This window comes from Aureimonas pseudogalii (assembly GCF_014196835.1).
Taxonomy (GTDB): domain Bacteria; phylum Pseudomonadota; class Alphaproteobacteria; order Rhizobiales; family Rhizobiaceae; genus Aureimonas; species Aureimonas pseudogalii.
This window is the reverse complement of record NZ_JACIEK010000001.1, coordinates 1,026,698-1,042,368: the sequence shown is the minus strand read 5'-3', so window position 1 is coordinate 1,042,368 and position 15,671 is coordinate 1,026,698. Positions and strand designations below refer to the sequence as shown.

The window sequence follows — 15,671 nt, the reverse complement described above, 5'->3', positions numbered from 1 at the left end:
AAAAGGCTCCCCATGCTCCAGGCGCAGTCCACCATTTCCGTGCGAGGGGCCGAGCGGCTCCTGGGCCTCCTGTGCGAGCATTTCGCCGAGCATGGCGAGGTCGTTTCCGAGCCCGGCCGCGGGCGGGTGACGTTCGAGCACGGAACCGCAAGCCTCATGCTCCACGACGACGCGCTGCACGTCGAGGTCGCCTCGCACGATCCGATCCATCTCGACTATCTCAAGATCGGCATCGCCGAGCATCTCGCCGAATTCCACGAGGGCGAACCGCTCGACATCGCCTGGCGCGGCGACGGCCTGCCGGCGGGAAGCGCGCTGCCCTGGTTCCGGGAGCTCGAGGTTCTCGACACCCTGGCGCTGACGCCGCACATGCGCCGCGTGCGGATGCGCGGCGAGAACCTCGGGCATTTCGCCGTGGGCGGCCATCACGTCTACCTGATCTTTCCGCCGGCGGGGCGCGAGCCCGTCTGGCCGGTGATGGGCGAGAGCGGGCTTCCCGTCTGGCCCGCGGGCGAGGACGCGTTGACGCGGCGCGTCTACACGATCCGGCGGGTCGATCCCGCCGCGGGCGAACTCGACATCGACATCGTCGTGCATTCCGGCGAGGCGACGCCGGGCTCCGACTTCGCTCTCAACGCTCGGCCGGGCGACCGGGTCGGCATCACCGGGCCGGGAGGCGGCGAGGTGCCGGCCGGGACCAACTTCGTCTTCCTCGGCGACGACACGGCCCTGCCGGCCATCGCGCGCATCCTCGAAACGCTGCCGGCAGGCGCCCGCGCCACCGTGATCGCCGAGGTGGACGGACCTCAGGACGAGATCGAACTGACCTCCCGCGCGGGGCTGGACCTTCGCTTCCACCATCGGCTCGGCGCCGAGCCCGGCACGTTCGGCGCTCTTCCCCGCGCCCTGCGCGCCATCGACTGGCCGGCCGTCGGCGCCGACCCGTTCGTCTGGTCCGGTTGCGAGTTCGCGGACTTCAAGGCAATCCGCCGCCATCTTCGAAGCGAGCTGGGCTGGGCCCGCGACCGACACCTCGCCGTCGCCTACTGGCGCCGCGGTCGGCCCGGCGGCTAGTCGGGGCGCAACGGCTCGTCTCTCTCGCTGGCGTTCTCGGCTTCGACGAATCCGCTCACGCCTGCCGCGACATCGAGCATCGAGAGAACCTGTCACGGCACCGCCGATCTCGCCGACACGAGTTCCTCGTTTGCCGCATTGTCCGGACGTGAAAGCTGCTCGGCTTTCATTGGAAGTGCTCTACAGTGCCCATTCCACGGGCGCCTTCGCATCGGCCAGCCGGCGATAGGGGAAATAGCTGTCCTCGTTGTTCGGTTGCCGGAACATCGGGCAGACCTGGCAGACCGTCGGCGGCGCCACCGAGTTGACCGCGCCGCGAAACGCCTGGTAGCGCGGACCGGCCCAGAGTTCCTCCATCGGCGTCTCGTTCAGATTGCCGATCTTCGTCTTGGGCATGCAGCAGACCTGCACGTCGCCATTGCCGAGGATCACCGCCGATGTCCACGGGGCGTCGCACCAACGCTTGCCCGGCGCTGCCGCGACGGTCTCGAACGGACCTTGCATGAACAACTGCACGCCGAGGTCGGCGGCGAGCGCTTGGGCCTTGGCCTGCGCCGCGTTGTGCCGGGCCTGATCGTGCCAGAGGGACTGGGCGTCGAGATCGCCGGTGTAGACTTCCAGGTGGCGCGACCACACGACCTCGATGCCGAGATCGGCCGCCAGCCGAATGAAGTCGTCCCACTGGTCGAGCGTGCTCCGCATGATCGTGAAGCTGAGCGACAGGCGAACACGGCCCCGGGCTCCGGCCTCGTCGCGCGCCGCTATGAGCGCGCGCACGTTCTCGATGACGGCGGGAAGGGGCGGGGCACCCTTGCGGATCCACTTGTAGGTCTCGGGGTCGGGCGTATCGAGCGAGACGTTCAGCGTCGTCAGGCGCGAGTCCATGAGCCGCCGGCTGACCTCCGGCGTAAGGTAGGCGCCGTTGGTATCGATGGAAAGCGGGACGTCGAGGGCGAAGAGGAAGTCGAGTTCACCGCCGTACCGGGCTTCCGCCCACAGGATGTCGCCGCTGTAGTCGGTGGTGATCGAGCGGATCCAGCCCTTGCCGGCCCAGGCGGCGATCTCGTTCTTGATGCCGTCCGCCAGCCGGGAGACGGTCTTGCGCGTGTCGCGCGAGATGCAATGGACGCAGTTCAGATTGCATTGCGTGATGGGGCTGTAGAGGAGATGACGCGGAACCGGATCGCGAGACAGCTTCGGCGCGTAGCCGATCTGCGCATGGGCGCCGAAGGCACCCTGCGGCTCAGTTCCGACGAAACACCGCCGATGCCCGGCCGTCCGCTCGTCCGCGTCGCTCAACCAGACCGTCGGCGCCCCCACGGCCTCGTCGGCGGACGAAACCTGGATGGCGAAGAGGCGTCCGGCCGAGTCGGCGATGGGCGGGAACGACAGGGTCAACGGCATGTTGTCGAGCAGCGTGTCGCCCTCTCGCGTCGCGCGCGCCAGCGGCGTGGCATGCTCCAGATCGGGCAAGACGTCCGGGTCTGCATCCGTGCCGAGCTCGAAGAGCGCGATCGTCAACGGGGAAGGGCGCGTTCCCCCGTACGTCCCGACGAGCGGAGCGACCATGGAGAGATCCGGTCGATCCGCCTGGAAGATCTCGATGAGAGGCGCGCCACGAACGATACCCTCAGCCGGCTTTGCACCCATTCCGCACCCCTTCACCACTCCTGCGCGTAGCCCGTATAAGCCGAAGCTGGCGCGGCGCTATGCGCATGCCCGGGCTGGACGACGGGGGAGGCGTCGCGTCCGTCTCGTGCCGTCGGCTTGAGGAGTCCGGCCTTTCGCTGAGCCTCGCCATCCACTTGGAGCCGCCGAGCATTGCCGCTCCCGTATGAGCCGCGTGGGGCCGGCACGGTTCAGGCTGCCACCGCCTTGCGCGACGCCTTCTGGCGATACATCGCCGCATCCGCCGAGGCGAGGAGGTCCTCGAAGGCCTGGCCGCGCGACCAGAGGGCTGCCCCGACGCTGGCGCCGAAGCCGGTGGAGACGTGGAGGTCGGCGAGATGGCGATCGAGGAACCGGCGCAGGGCGGCGACGGATCGCGCGAGTTCGGCTTCGCTCGACGACGACGTCAGGAGCGCGAACTCGTCGCCGCCGATGCGCGCGACGCTCTGCGGGCGCCCGGCCGAGCGCGCGAGGAGCAGGCCGACGAGCCGAAGCACGTCGTCGCCCCGCCGGTGCCCGAACGTGTCGTTGATCGCCTTGAAGCCGTCGAGATCGATGAGGACGAGGCCGACCCCCTTGCGCGGGTCATGGGGACGGGACGTCGCGTCCGCGAACGCGCGCTCGAAGCCTCGGCGGTTGGCGAGTGCCGTCAGCCCGTCGGTCAGCGCCAGGATGCGCAGCCGATCCTCGTCGCATTTGCGCTCGGTGATCTCGACGCTGACGCCGACGATGTGAGCGACGGCACCGGTCCTCGGATCGAGGACGGGCGTCAGCGTCGTGCGCCACCACCGCTGCGGCGCCGACTGGTCGAAGGTCTCGTCGTATTCCTGAAGGGTCTTGGCCTCGATGCATCGCCGGTATCGGGCTTCGAGCGAGGCGGCAATCGGCGCCGGCAGGCATTGGGCCGGAGATCGCCCGACCGTCGTCGTCGCCGAAAGACCCGTCGCGACTTCCGACGGTCGGTTCATCGCGGCGATCGTCAGCGATCCGCCCGGGCCCACGTCGATCACGAAGGACGGTACGGCGAGCACGCTGATGTCGATCGAAAGCACCGGTCATCCCCCCTTGAACGCTGGCCATGTCGTAGGGGAAGGGCGTCAACCATCGGTTAAGGAGCGGTCTGTCTGGAGGCGGATCGGATGTCCGGCGCCCGATCGCTGCGGCAAGGCGCGCCTGCCGTGACCTGCCGCCGCGAGACGACGATCCCCGAGATGCGCGAGCGTCGTCGCTTCGGGGCCCGGCGAGAGAGGTTCGCTCGATCTGCGGGGTGCAGCCGTTCGCCTCTTGTTCCCTGCAGCGTCCGCGGCAATAAGGCGGAATGATCCCACTCCTCGCAGGTTTCGAATGCGGACGGCTCGGCTGGAACGGGCACGATCTCCTCGTGACGACGCGGCACATGCCGGCCGATCGGATGGTCGAACATTACGCGATCGCCGCGGCCCACGGGCTGACACGGGTGCGCGACGGCCTCCCGTGGCGGCACGACGCGGCGGCACGCCTGCGCAGCGCGGAGACCGTTCGGGCGGACGTGATCTGGGACCTCAACCATTTCGACCCGCCGCACGACCCGGTCGGGCATGCACGCGGCGTCGCCCTCGCGGCCCGTCGGGACCGGCCGTTGTGGATCTGTCCCGTCAACGAGCCCTCCCTCTACCCGGCCCTGGCCGGAACGAGCCGCGACGATGCGGTCGGGCTGGCCTGGACGATGATCGAGGTCGCCCGCGATCATCACCCGGACGTTCGCGTGCTGACGACCGATCCGCTGACGGGGATCGGCGAGCGCCAGTTCGAGGCCACGGACGCGCTGGTCGCCCGCGGCGGCGTCGATCTGATCGGCGTCAACTACTACCCGCATACGGCGCGGACGACGCTGTCGAAGGTGCTGCTGAAGACGGCCCGGCGCTACCGGCTGCCCGTCCTCGTCGCGGAGACGAGCTGGCACGACGGCCACCGCGAACAGGCTCGTCGATATCCCGGCTGGAACAAGAGGGACTGGCTTCGCCACGTCCTCGCCGAAGTCGAGACCGCCCGCTCGAAGGGCGCCGACATCGTCGGAGTCTGCTGGTACCCGATCGTCGATTGCCCGCCGTGGAACCGGCCCCGGTCGCGCCAACGCTGGTCGCATGGCCTGATCCGCGGCGATCTGTCGATCGACGAGACCCTGGCGTCCGCCCTCGGGCACGGCCGGCGCACCGGCAAGCAGCTGTCGTTCGACTACGCTCTGGCGGGCTGAGCCGACACGAAAAAGCCCGCTCGGGGGAGGACCGAGCGGGCAAGTCTCAAGCATCAATCTGGGAGGAAACGATGCAGAAGCTTTATGTCACGAGAGGCTGACCCGAGGCAGGCCTGGCGATGCATGACAGCCATGCCGTTTTGCCGCCGCGATGGTGCCTCGGCGTCGATCCCGCTCGGTGCGGTTCAGACCTGCGGTGCGGGATCGGCACGCGGCCGCCCCGCACCGAGATCGGAGCTCAGACGATCGTGCCCAGCGTCTCGTCGGCCTCGTCGTCCGGGTCTTCGCCGGACGGCGCCGGTTCGTCGTCCACCGCGAGACCGCCGTCCGAGGGCTGCGCATCGTCCTCATCGCCGTCCGGCTCGATGACCGGATCGGCGTTGCCGGCGTTCTCGGACGAGGGATCGAGCGGCTGCCGGCTGATGTCGCCGATGCCGCCGCCGGTCTTGGCCTGATCGAGTTCCGGGTTCTCGATGTTCGACATGGGTCGCCTCCTTCGTGATGGAGGGAGAAGGTCGGGCGGCCGAGAGAGTTCCGGCCATGACGCATCGCCGGCGCCGCGACTTCGCGAATGCGGCGGGATCTGTCAAACCGTCTCGTCGCGGTGGTCGCGAGAAGGGTCGGAACGTCCGGTTCCCGAGCCGGCGAGCGCGCCGGGCGAACGGTTCGAGCCGGCGGCGACGAAGGGACGAGGCATGACGGACGCTCATCACATCGAAGCCCACCGCATCGAAGCGGAGGGTATCTCGGCGACGATCTCGACGGAGGGCGCCGAACTCGTCGGCCTGCGCAACGGCGCGGACGAGGAGTTCCTCTGGCAGGCCGGCCCCGAATGGCCTCGCCACGCGCCCGTGCTCTTCCCGATCGTCGGGCGCCTCGCCGGCGACCGGCTGCACCATGAGGGCCAGGATTACCGGCTGACCCAGCACGGATTCGCCCGCGACCGCCGGTTCGAGTGGGTGGAGCGGTCGCCGGCGCGCGCCGTGCTGCGGCTGGAGGACGACGCGGCGACGCGCACGCTCTATCCCTTCCCGTTTCGGCTGGAGATGACCTACACGGTGGAGGCGCCGGGAACGCTGACGGTGAGCGCCACGATCGCCAATCCCGGCGAGGCGGTGCTGCCCTTCTCGATCGGCGCCCACCCGGCCTTTCGCTGGCCGCTCGAACCCGGCACGCCGAAGACGCGGCACCGCATCGTCTTCGAGAGGCCGGAGCGGGGTTCCCGGCGCCCGGTCGTCGAGGGCCTGCTCGGCGATCCCGCGCCCCTGCCGTTCGAGGGGCGCGTGCTGCCGCTCGACCCCGCGCTGTTCGCCGACGACGCGCTGGTGATGCCGGCCCTCGCCAGCCGCTCGCTACGCTACGAGGCGCTCGGTGAGGACGGCGAATCGGTGGCGGCGCTCGATTTCGCGTTCGAGGGCTACGGCGATCTCGGCGTCTGGTCGAAGCCGACGGGCGCCGACTTTCTGTGCATCGAGCCCTGGCGCGGCATGGCGAGCCCGCGCGGCTGGGACGGCCCCTTCACCGAGAAGCCCGGTCTCGTGCATCTGGCGCCGGGCGCGAGCGCCGCGTTCCTCTGGCGGGTGCGGCTGCCCGCGGGTTGAGCCTCGGTCGGCGTGGGGGAGAGGAACCATGACGACGGGCGAAGCCTTCTTCCTGCGATTTCACCGAGCGCGCAGGAGGTCTTCGTGAGCAGCATTCCCGGCATCAGCCCGATCACGCCCGACATCGAGGAGATTCGCCACTGCGATGAAAAGCCGGACCTCGTCGCCGACGAGCAGGCGGACGATCCCGCGATGGACGACGAGATCGACCGCGCGAAGCGCTCGACCGACGGCAGGCCGGAAGGCCGTTTGCCCGATCCTGCATAGCTCCTATGCAGAATTGGCCATCGCCTTCGGCGGTGCAGCATGGCATACAGTCCTAGCATCGTTTCCTCCCAGATTGATGCTTTAGACTCGCCCGCTCGGTCCTCCCCCGAGCGGGCTTTTTCTTGTTCACGAGAACGCCGCGTCCATCGGTTGACGGCCGACCCGGTTGCGAACCGATTGAAACATTTGGCCGCCTTACCGATCCGCTTGAAAGCCGAATTCCCGCTCCAAATTCGGTTTCATGCCGACGCGAGATCGCGACCGGCTCTCGTGAAAGGGTTGGATATGAGCGCGAACACCTTCGTGAATCCCGTCGGGATCTATGTCGGGCTGAATGTCGGCCGGGAGATCGAGACGGTGTCGCAGGCCTATTCCCTGCTGCAGGACTGGTCGCCGCGCAGCCGCGGCGTGGCGCACGGGCAGGCGCTTCTCGCTTGCGAGCGCGCGCTGGCCGGCGAAGGCGACGCCGAGGCGGCCCGTGAGCGCTTCGCCGCCTTTGCCGAGCGGGCCGGCATCCTCGCGCCCGACCTCGGCGGCGTGGTTGCCGCGATGGCCGTCAACGCTCTGGCGATGCCGGCGCCGCTTTCGGCCCGCTGATCGGCCGGTCGGGATCGGGCATCTGAAGATGGCCGGGCCGCGATCGGACGACGTGGTTCGGAAAGGTCGTCGATGGCTGGTCACGAGACACGCCCGAGCACGGGCTCCCGGTGATTGATGCGAGCACCGTCGCAACGGGGCAAGCGGACAGAGCCATCGTTTCGAGTTGAGCGCATTTGGCGGGCATGCCGGATATGGCCCCGGCCGTGGCGCATGCGATCTTGCCGAGTCGCCGTGGCAACGCCCGACGAGCCGGAGGCGGCTGCCGAACGGCATGCGGCGTGATCACCACGCCGATGCCCGAGACCGATCGTCAGGCGATCGTGTCGACCACGCCGCCATCGACGCGCAGCGCCGCACCTGTCGTGGCGGACGCCTGTGGCGAGGCGACGTAGACGCAGAGGTTGGCGACCTCCTCGACGGTGGCGGCACGCTGGATGATCGAGGTCGAGCGATGCGCCTTCACGAAGTCGGCCGCGACCGTCTCCAGAGGTTGGCCGGATTTCGCGACTTCGCCCGCCAGCATTTCGGCGACGCCGTCCGACAGGGTCGGACCGGGGAGGATCGCGTTCACCGTCACGCCCGTTCTCGCCATGCGCTTGGCGAGACCCCGCGAGAGCGCGAGATCGGCGGTCTTCGTCACGCCGTAGTGGATCATGTCGGCCGGGATGTTGAGACCCGACTCCGAAGACAGGAAGAGCACGCGGCCCCAGCCCTTCTCCCGCATACCCGGCAGATAGGCGCGCGACAGGCGCACGCCGGACATCACGTTGACCGCGAAGAAGCGCTCCCATTCGGCATCGGGCGTCTCGAAGAAGTCCTGCGGGCCGAAGATGCCGGCATTGTTGACGAGGATGTCGACCGCCGGAAGCGCGGCGACGATCGCGTCGCAGCCCTCCGCCGTGCCGACGTCGCCCGCGACGCCGCGCACGTCCGACTGGGGCGCGAGCCCCTTGAGCTTGGCGACGGCTGCATCCGTCCGGCCCTCGTCACGGCCGTTGAGGACGGTAGCGGCACCGGCCTTGGCCAGTCCCAGCGCGATGGCGAATCCGATGCCGGCGGTGGAGCCGGTGACGAGGGCGGTCTTGCCCGAGAGGTCGATGATCATGATGGGTTTCCGACGGGGATGGGCCGCGCCCGACGGGTCGGCGGAGCGGACCCCTTTCAGGGAGGAGGAGGGGGTTCGGGCGCGCCGGCCCGAACCAAGGCGTGACCCCGCGGGAACCGTCAGGAAAAGCCGGTCACCGCATGGGGCACGTAGGGCGCTTCGAGTGTGGCGATCTCGTCCGCCGTCAGCGTCACTGCGAGCGCCGCCACCGCGTCGTCGAGATGGTGGGGCTTGGTGGCGCCGACGATCGGCGCGGCGACGGGGCTGGTCTGCAGCACCCAGGCGAGCGCGACCTGCGCGCGCGGCAGGCCCCGAGCCGCCGCCACCGCCGCCACCGCCTCCACCACCTTGCGGTCGGCCTCGGCGGTGTCGGCGTAGAGCGTGCGGCCGAACGTGTCGGTCTGCGAGCGGTTCGTGGTCTCGTCCCAGTCACGCGTCAGGCGACCGCGCGCGAGCGGGCTCCAGGGAATGACGCCGATCCCCTCCTCGCGGCAGAGCGGCAGCATCTCGCGCTCCTCCTCGCGGTAGAGGAGGTTGACGTAGTTCTGCATCGTCGAAAAGCGCGCCCAGCCCCGGCGTTCCGAGATCGAGAGCGCCTTGGCGAACTGGTAGGCATGCATGGAGGAGGCGCCGATGTAGCGGGCCTTGCCGGCACGCACCACGTCGTTCAGCGCCTCCAGCGTCTCCTCGATCGGCGTCTCCGGGTCGAAGCGGTGGATCTGGTAGAGATCGACATAGTCCATCCCGAGGCGCGTCAGGCTGGCGTCGATCTCGGCGAGGATCGCCATGCGCGACAGGCCGCCGCCGTTCGGGCCGGGGCGCATGCGCCCGTGCACCTTGGTCGCCACCACCAGTTCGTCGCGGCGGCCGAATTCCTTCAGCGCCCGCCCGACGATCTCCTCGCTGGAGCCGTCGGAATAGACGTTGGCCGTGTCGAAGAAATTGATGCCGAGATCGAGCGCCTTGTGGATGAAGGGCCAGCTCTCGGCCTCGGGCAGGGTCCAGGCGTGGTTGCCGCGATCGGGCTCGCCATAGCTCATGCAGCCCAGACACAGGCGCGAGACGTCGAGGCCGGTGCGGCCGAGCTTCACGGTATCCATGCGGGTTCCCCTCAGAAGGTCGCGGTCATCGGGTCGGGCCCGATACGGCCGTCGCCCGTGTCGAGCCTGGCGATGGCCGCAAGATCGTCGGCATCGAGTGCGAAGCCGAACACGTCGAAATTCTCCGTGATGCGGCTCGGCGTCACCGATTTCGGGATCACCACCAGACCGTTGTCGAGGTGCCAGCGGATCACGACCTGCGCGGGCGTGCGCCCGTGCTTCTGCGCGATGCCGGCGACCACGGGGTCTTCGAGCAGTTGCCCTTGGCCGAGCGGGCTCCAAGACTGCGTGACGATGCCGCGTTTCGCATGGGCATCGCGCAGCGCGCGCTGCTGGAAGCGCGGATGCAACTCGATCTGGTTGATCGCGGGCGTCACGCCGGTCTCGTCGGCGAGACGATCCAGATGCTCGGCGGTGAAGTTGGAGACGCCGATCGAACGGGCGCGGCCCTCTTCCTTCAGCCGGACGAAGGCACGCCAGGTGTCGACGTAGAGATCGCGCGCGGGCGAGGGCCAGTGGATGAGGTAGAGATCGACATGGTCGAGGCCGAGCTGTTCGAGGCTGGCGTCGAAGGCGCGCAGCGTGCGGTCGAAGCCCTGCTCCTCGTTCCACAGCTTGGTGGTGACGAAGACCTCGCCCCGCGGCACGCCGGCCTGGCGCAGTCCCTCGCCGACGCCGCGCTCGTTCTTGTAGGCGGCGGCGGTGTCGACATGGCGGTAGCCCGCCTTCAGGGCAGCGGAGACGGCGGTCACCGCACCGTCGTCGGGCGTCTGCCAGACGCCGAGGCCCACCTGCGGGATGGCGCGTCCGTCGTTGAAGGGGATCGTCGGCTGGGTCGTCATGGCGGTTCGTATCCACGTCTCGTCGAGACCGAAGATGGGGCGAGGCCCGCCGATGTCACGGCGCTCTGGTCCCGCGCCTCGCCCGGCCAAGCCCTCAGCGCGCGCCCCAGGTGTCGCTGAGGCGGTAGCCCTCCGGCCAGGGATCGGCGGGATCGAGCATGTGCTGATGGGTGCCGGTGATCCAGGCGCGGCCCGAGATTTCCGGCCGGATCGCCGGTCGCCCGCCGACCTCCGCCGCGCCGAGGATGCGCCCGCCGAAGGTGGAGCCGATCAGCGAGACGGCGGTGAACCGGTCGCCGAGGCCCATCTCGCCGCGCGCATGGAGCACGGCCATGCGCGCCGAGAGCGCGGTGCCGGTGGGCGAGCGATCGACCTTGCCGGGGCGGATGGCGACGGCCGCGCCGGCGCGAAGCTCGTCGCCCTCGCGCGTCACCGGGCCGGCGAAGAGGCAGAAGGAGAAGTGGCGCCAGTCCGGGTTCTCGGGATGGCGGAAGCCGATCTGCGCATCGGCGGCGGCGGTGATGCGCACGCCGAGCCGCGCGATCTCGTGCGCCTCGTCCGGCACCAGTCGGAAACCGAGCGCGGCGGCGTCGACGATCACGAAGCTGTCGCCGCCATAGGCGGTGTCGACGGTGAGGGACCCCAGGCCCTCCACCTCCAGCGGCACGGCGAGCCGGTCGGCGAAGCTCGGCAGGTTTTCCACGAAGATGCGCTCGGCCTTGCCGTTGCGGCATTCGGCGCGCACTCGCACCAGCCCGCCCGGCGCCTCCAGCACCATCTCGGTCACCGGCTCGCGCATCGGGAGGATGCCGCCGTCGAGCAGCACGGTCGCCACGCAGATCGAGTTGGAGCCGGACATCGGCGGCGTGTCCTCCGGCTCCATGATGATGAAGGCGGCGTCCGCCAGCGGGTTCTTCGGCGGCACGAGGAGATTGACGTGCCGGAAGACGCCGCCCCGCGGCTCGTTCAGCACGAAGTTGCGAAGCGTGCCGTCGCGCGCGATCCAGCGGCTCTGCTCCCAGAGCGTGTCGCCCGGCGGCGGCGCGACGCCGCCGACGATGACGTCGCCGACCTCGCCCTCGGCATGGGCCGAGATCACATGGACGGTCTTGCTCGATCGCATCGCGGGGGATCCTCGGGGGTGGTGGCCGCAGGCGGCCCGGAGTGAAAGCGCGGCCTTCAGGCGAGCCACGGCGGCAGGCGTGGCGGCGCCATGCCGGTGATCGCGGCCTCGGCGCAGTCCGCCAGCGTTCCGAGGCGCACGGTGCAGTCGGAGAGGCCGGGGCCGTAATGGGCGTATTTGCCGGAATTCGTCAGGACGGTGCGCGCGCGCTCGGGAAACACGGGCCGCGAGATCGAGCACCAGCAGAGATCGGGCAGGATCTGGACGCCGCTGGCCTCGAGCCGCGTCCGCGTGCCCTCGGCCTCGGCTTCGGCGATGACGCCGCGCCCGGCGGTGACGATCACCGCCGTGCCGGGATGACGCGGCCGGCCGGCGAGTGCCGCGGCGAGCGCCCGGCATTCGCCAGCCGAGGCATGCGGGCTGCCGATCGCCACGAGCTCCACCGCCGCCGGCCCGGCGTTCAGCTTCCGCCAGCCCTCGGCGAGATCGGCGCGCGAGATGGTCTTGCGGTCGGCATCGGCGGCGGGAGCGTGTCCCCCCTCCGGCGTCACGCCCTCGACATGCAGCATCGGCGCGGCGGAGGTGGTGCCGAAGGCCGCGCAGAGCGCCTTCAGATCGTCCGGCGTCGGGCGCGCGCCGGCAAGGCCCCGCAGCAGCGGCACCCGGTCCGGCGCGGCGCGTCCCGCGAGATAGCCGACGAGCGGCCAGACGGCGTCGTTCGCCCCGGGCGGCAGGTCGAACTCGACGATGCGTCGGGCCACGCGCTCAGTGTCGCGATAGACGCCCGACAGCGGCGCGCGGCCGGTGAGCGCGATGCAGAGGTCGAGGAAGTCGGGATGCTTGGCCGTGCGCGCGCCGAGCACGCTGTTGGCGAAGATCACGGCGTTGGATTCCGACCAGGCGATCGCCTCGCCGGCGCGCGGCGGATCGGGCAGGAGATAGGGGGCGCAGGTGAAGGTCGGCCGGCAGCCCATGCGCACATAGGCGTCGGCAAGGCGGGCCGCCGGGCCGCCGAAGGCCTCGGGCACGCCCTGGCGGCGCCAGTTCGCATGGTCCACCGAGATGGCGTTCATCGTGGTGGGAATGCGCACGCACGCGCCGAGCCGCTCCATCGTCTCGGCGAAGACGAGATTGGCGGGGCTGGCATAGATGCAGCCGTCGACATGGCCGCGCGTCACGTCGGTGAGAGACGTCGCGCCCTGCCCGCGCGCGGTCGCGCAGACGATGCACATGGCCTGCCGCACGGCCTCGCCGTCCTCGCCCGCCAGCATCGCGCGGTCTCGCACGGTGAGCGCCAGCTCGGTGCTTTCGGGCGGATGGAGGGGAAGCGCCAGATCGCCCGCGCGGACCTCGCTCGCGGTGATCGACGCGTGCGATGCGGCAGCGAGCGCCTCGTAGGCCGGCGGCGTCAGCCGCAGCACGGGGATCGGTCGTTCGAACATCTCGGCGGCGACCAGCGCGCCGAGCGTCAGCACGTCCTCGGCGTCGCGAAAGACGAGCGCGGCTGGCGCGAGGCCAGCCAGCGCGAGTTCCAGGAGCACGCCGGAGCCGGTGCAGGAGCCCCGGCTTCCCGTCATCAGCAGCACCGCCCCGGAGATCGAGAGGCCGTGCTGGGGATGGTGCACGTCGATGATGCGCCCGCTCGCCGGGTCGACGCCGCCCCAGAAGCTCAAGGGCTCGCCGAGCGCGAGGACCGGCCCCTCCGCCGTCCCGGCGAGGAGGCTGGAGGCGACCGCCATGGTCATTGCACCACGAAGCCGTGCGCGAAGGGGTCGCGGTCGTCGATGAAGATCGTGTTGATGCCGGTCTGGCGCGCCCAGCCGGCGATCGAGGGCACGATGGCGGGATGGTTGCCGACCGTGGCGCTCGCCTCGACGCGGCCGCGGAACAGCGAGCCGATGATGCTCTCGTGCACGAACTCGTCGCCGACGTTCAGCTTGCCCTTGGCGGCGAGCTGCGCCATCCGGGCCGAGGTGCCGGTGCCGCAGGGCGAGCGGTCGATCGCCTTGTCGCCGTAGAACACGGCGTTGCGCGCGTGGGCTTCTGGGTGCCGCGCGACGCCCGTCCACTGGATGTGGCTGAGGCCGCGGATCGCCGGGTGCTCGGGATGGACGAATTCGTACTTGGCGTTGAGCGCGGCGCGCAGCTTCGGCGACCAGCCGATCAGCTCGCCCGCCGTGTGGTCGGCCATGTCGCGGAAGTTCTTCTGCGGCTCGACGATGGCGTAGAAATTGCCGCCATAGGCGACGTCCACCACGATCTCGCCGAGGCCCTCGACCTCGGCCGTCAGCCCCTCGGCGTGGAGATAGCCGGGCACGTTGGTGAGGCGCACCTCCTCCACGAAGCGGCCCTCCTGGCGATAGGTGATGTCAACCTTGCCGGCGGGCGTGTCGATCGAGAGCTTGCCGGGCTCGCGCGGGGTCACGAGGCCGTTCTCCACCGCCATGGTGATGGTGCCGATCGTGCCGTGGCCGCACATCGGCAGGCAGCCGCTCGTCTCGATGAAGAGCACCGCCACGTCGCAGTCGGGCCGGGTCGGGGGATAGAGGATCGAGCCCGACATCATGTCGTGGCCGCGCGGCTCGAACATCAGGCCGGTGCGGATCCAGTCGTATTGCGCCAGGAAATGCGCGCGCCGCTCCAGCATGGTGGCGCCCTCCAGGCGAGGGCCGCCGCCCGAGACGAGGCGGACGGGATTGCCGCAGGTGTGGCCGTCGAGACAGGAGAACGTGTGGTTGGCCATGGGCCGGACCTCTGCTGATGGGGAAGACGCCCGGTGGGCGGATGCTTGGGGAGAACGCGTTCAGAACCTTTGAGGCGAGAACGGCGTCGGATCGATGGCGGACGGGCGGTCGGCGAGGAGATCGGCGACGAGCCGCGCCGTGCCCGGCGACTGCGTCAGGCCGAGATGGCCGTGACCGAAGGCGTAGACGACGCGCCGGCTGGCGCGCGCCCGGCCGATGGCGGGCAACGAATCGGGCAGCGAGGGGCGAAAGCCCATCCAGGGCACGCCGCCTTCCGCCTTGAGGCCGGGCAGAAACCCTTGCGCCTTCTTCAGCATCGCGGCGGAGCGGGCGAAGTTCGGCGCGCGCTCCAGCCCGCCGAGCTCCACCGCGCCGCCGACGCGGATGCCGCTGGTGAGCCGCGTCACCACGAAGCCGTGGCCGCCGAAGGTGACCTGCGTGCGCAGATCGAACGCGTCCGTCGGCAGCGTCGTGTTGTAGCCGCGCTCGGTCTCCAGCGGGATGCGCTCGCCGAGCGTGCGCGCGAGCCGGTGCGAGAAGGCGCCGGCGGCGACGACCACCTGCCCTGCCATGCGCGGGCCGCCTTCCGTCTCGATCGCGACGCCCTCGCCCTCCGGCCGCAGCGCGGTGACCGCCGCGCGCTCGATGCGGCCTCCGTTCGCCCGGAAGCGCTCGGCGAGCGCCAGAACGTAGAGCTTGGGATCGGCGATCGAGAACCAGCCCGGCGTGAAGGTGCCGTGGGTGAAGCGCGGCGAGAGGCCCGGCTGGATTGCCGCCATCTCGGCGGCATTCAGGTGACGGAACTCGATGCCGTGCGCCTCGCGCGCCCGCCAGCCCGGTTGGGCGGCCTCCAGCTCGGCGGCGCTTTCGTAGACCTGGAGATTGCCCTCCTTGCGCAGCATGGGAAGCGTGCCGGTGGCCGCGAGGAAGGGCTCGAGCTCCGCCTTCGAGAGATCCATGAGCGCCGTCTGGGCGCGCGTCGCCGCTTCCACGCGCGGGGGCGCGCAGGCCCGCCAGAAGCGGAACATCCAGGGCGCGATGCGCGCGGCATAGGCCGGCGGCACGCTGAGGGGCCCGAGCGGATCGAGCAGCCAGCGCGGCGCCTGGCGCAGGATGCCGGGCGAGGCGAGCGGCAGGATGTCGGTGAAGGCGAAGGCGCCGGCATTGCCGGCCGAGGCGCCGGCCGCCGGCCCCTCGCGGTCGAGGACGGTGACGGAAAGGCCGCGGGCCTGCGCGCCAAGGGCGGCCGAGAGGCCGACGACGCCGGCCCCGACGACCACGATTTCGGGGCGCTGATCGGTCGAAGCGTTCATG

Annotated in this window: 15 protein-coding genes; 5 read left to right on the top strand and 10 right to left on the bottom strand. The window is 70.3% G+C overall.

The window, feature by feature from the left end; genetic code table 11:
* Window positions 1-12 precede the first annotated feature (12 nt).
* Window positions 13-1,074, top strand: a complete 1,062-nt coding sequence (locus tag GGR04_RS04785) for a siderophore-interacting protein (RefSeq protein ID WP_183198368.1) — start codon at window positions 13-15, stop codon at window positions 1,072-1,074.
* Window positions 1,075-1,254: 180 nt separating this feature from the next.
* Here GGR04_RS04785 and GGR04_RS04780 read toward each other — a convergent pair whose 3' ends face one another.
* Both GGR04_RS04780 and GGR04_RS04775 read right to left on the bottom strand, forming a co-directional pair.
* Entirely contained in the window at window positions 1,255-2,643 is a 1,389-nt protein-coding gene (locus tag GGR04_RS04780) for a radical SAM/SPASM domain-containing protein (protein ID WP_183198366.1), read from the bottom strand.
* 290 nt (window positions 2,644-2,933) lie between these two features.
* A complete protein-coding gene (locus GGR04_RS04775) occupies window positions 2,934-3,794 on the bottom strand; it encodes a sensor domain-containing diguanylate cyclase (RefSeq protein WP_183198364.1) in 861 nt (286 codons plus the stop codon).
* A gap of 266 nt (window positions 3,795-4,060) precedes the next feature.
* On the opposite strand from GGR04_RS04775, the gene GGR04_RS04770 reads away from it, so the two are divergent.
* Complete coding sequence (locus tag GGR04_RS04770; RefSeq protein ID WP_183198362.1) at window positions 4,061-4,975, top strand: glycoside hydrolase family protein; 915 nt, start codon at window positions 4,061-4,063, stop codon at window positions 4,973-4,975.
* Between the two features lie 238 nt (window positions 4,976-5,213).
* Here GGR04_RS04770 and GGR04_RS04765 read toward each other — a convergent pair whose 3' ends face one another.
* Window positions 5,214-5,459: a hypothetical protein gene (locus GGR04_RS04765; RefSeq protein WP_183198360.1), complete on the bottom strand. Its 246-nt coding sequence runs from the start codon at window positions 5,457-5,459 to the stop codon at window positions 5,214-5,216.
* 211 nt (window positions 5,460-5,670) lie between these two features.
* On the opposite strand from GGR04_RS04765, the gene GGR04_RS04760 reads away from it, so the two are divergent.
* The 3 genes from GGR04_RS04760 (at window position 5,671) to GGR04_RS04750 (ending at window position 7,440) form a co-directional block, all read left to right on the top strand.
* Window positions 5,671-6,576, top strand: a complete 906-nt coding sequence (locus tag GGR04_RS04760) for an aldose 1-epimerase family protein (RefSeq protein ID WP_183198358.1) — start codon at window positions 5,671-5,673, stop codon at window positions 6,574-6,576.
* A gap of 84 nt (window positions 6,577-6,660) precedes the next feature.
* On the top strand, window positions 6,661-6,843 hold the full coding sequence (locus GGR04_RS04755) for a hypothetical protein (RefSeq protein ID WP_183198356.1): 183 nt from the start codon (window positions 6,661-6,663) through the stop codon (window positions 6,841-6,843).
* A gap of 285 nt (window positions 6,844-7,128) precedes the next feature.
* The gene (locus GGR04_RS04750; protein ID WP_183198354.1) at window positions 7,129-7,440 is read left to right on the top strand and encodes a DUF982 domain-containing protein; all 312 of its coding nucleotides are present in this window, start codon (window positions 7,129-7,131) and stop codon (window positions 7,438-7,440) included.
* A gap of 313 nt (window positions 7,441-7,753) precedes the next feature.
* Here the strand turns inward: GGR04_RS04750 and GGR04_RS04745 are convergent, their stop codons facing one another.
* The 7 genes from GGR04_RS04745 to GGR04_RS04715 all read right to left on the bottom strand — a co-directional run bounded on the left by GGR04_RS04745 (window position 7,754) and on the right by GGR04_RS04715 (window position 15,670).
* Window positions 7,754-8,548 (bottom strand): SDR family NAD(P)-dependent oxidoreductase, encoded by a 795-nt coding sequence (locus GGR04_RS04745; protein ID WP_183198352.1) that lies wholly within the window; start codon window positions 8,546-8,548, stop codon window positions 7,754-7,756.
* A gap of 119 nt (window positions 8,549-8,667) precedes the next feature.
* A complete protein-coding gene (locus tag GGR04_RS04740; RefSeq protein ID WP_183198350.1) occupies window positions 8,668-9,648 on the bottom strand; it encodes an aldo/keto reductase in 981 nt (326 codons plus the stop codon).
* Between the two features lie 11 nt (window positions 9,649-9,659).
* Window positions 9,660-10,490 (bottom strand): aldo/keto reductase, encoded by an 831-nt coding sequence (locus GGR04_RS04735; protein WP_183198348.1) that lies wholly within the window; start codon window positions 10,488-10,490, stop codon window positions 9,660-9,662.
* A 94-nt stretch (window positions 10,491-10,584) separates the two neighbouring features.
* Complete coding sequence (locus GGR04_RS04730) at window positions 10,585-11,613, bottom strand: trans-3-hydroxy-L-proline dehydratase (protein WP_183198346.1); 1,029 nt, start codon at window positions 11,611-11,613, stop codon at window positions 10,585-10,587.
* Window positions 11,614-11,669: 56 nt separating this feature from the next.
* Window positions 11,670-13,352, bottom strand: coding sequence for a cis-3-hydroxy-L-proline dehydratase (gene lhpI, locus GGR04_RS04725; protein WP_246392667.1), 1,683 nt, complete (start codon window positions 13,350-13,352; stop codon window positions 11,670-11,672).
* A 2-nt stretch (window positions 13,353-13,354) separates the two neighbouring features.
* Window positions 13,355-14,356 (bottom strand): 4-hydroxyproline epimerase, encoded by a 1,002-nt coding sequence (locus GGR04_RS04720; protein WP_183198341.1) that lies wholly within the window; start codon window positions 14,354-14,356, stop codon window positions 13,355-13,357.
* A 60-nt stretch (window positions 14,357-14,416) separates the two neighbouring features.
* On the bottom strand, window positions 14,417-15,670 hold the full coding sequence (locus GGR04_RS04715) for an NAD(P)/FAD-dependent oxidoreductase (RefSeq protein WP_183198339.1): 1,254 nt from the start codon (window positions 15,668-15,670) through the stop codon (window positions 14,417-14,419).
* Between the last annotated feature and the right edge of the window lies 1 nt (window position 15,671).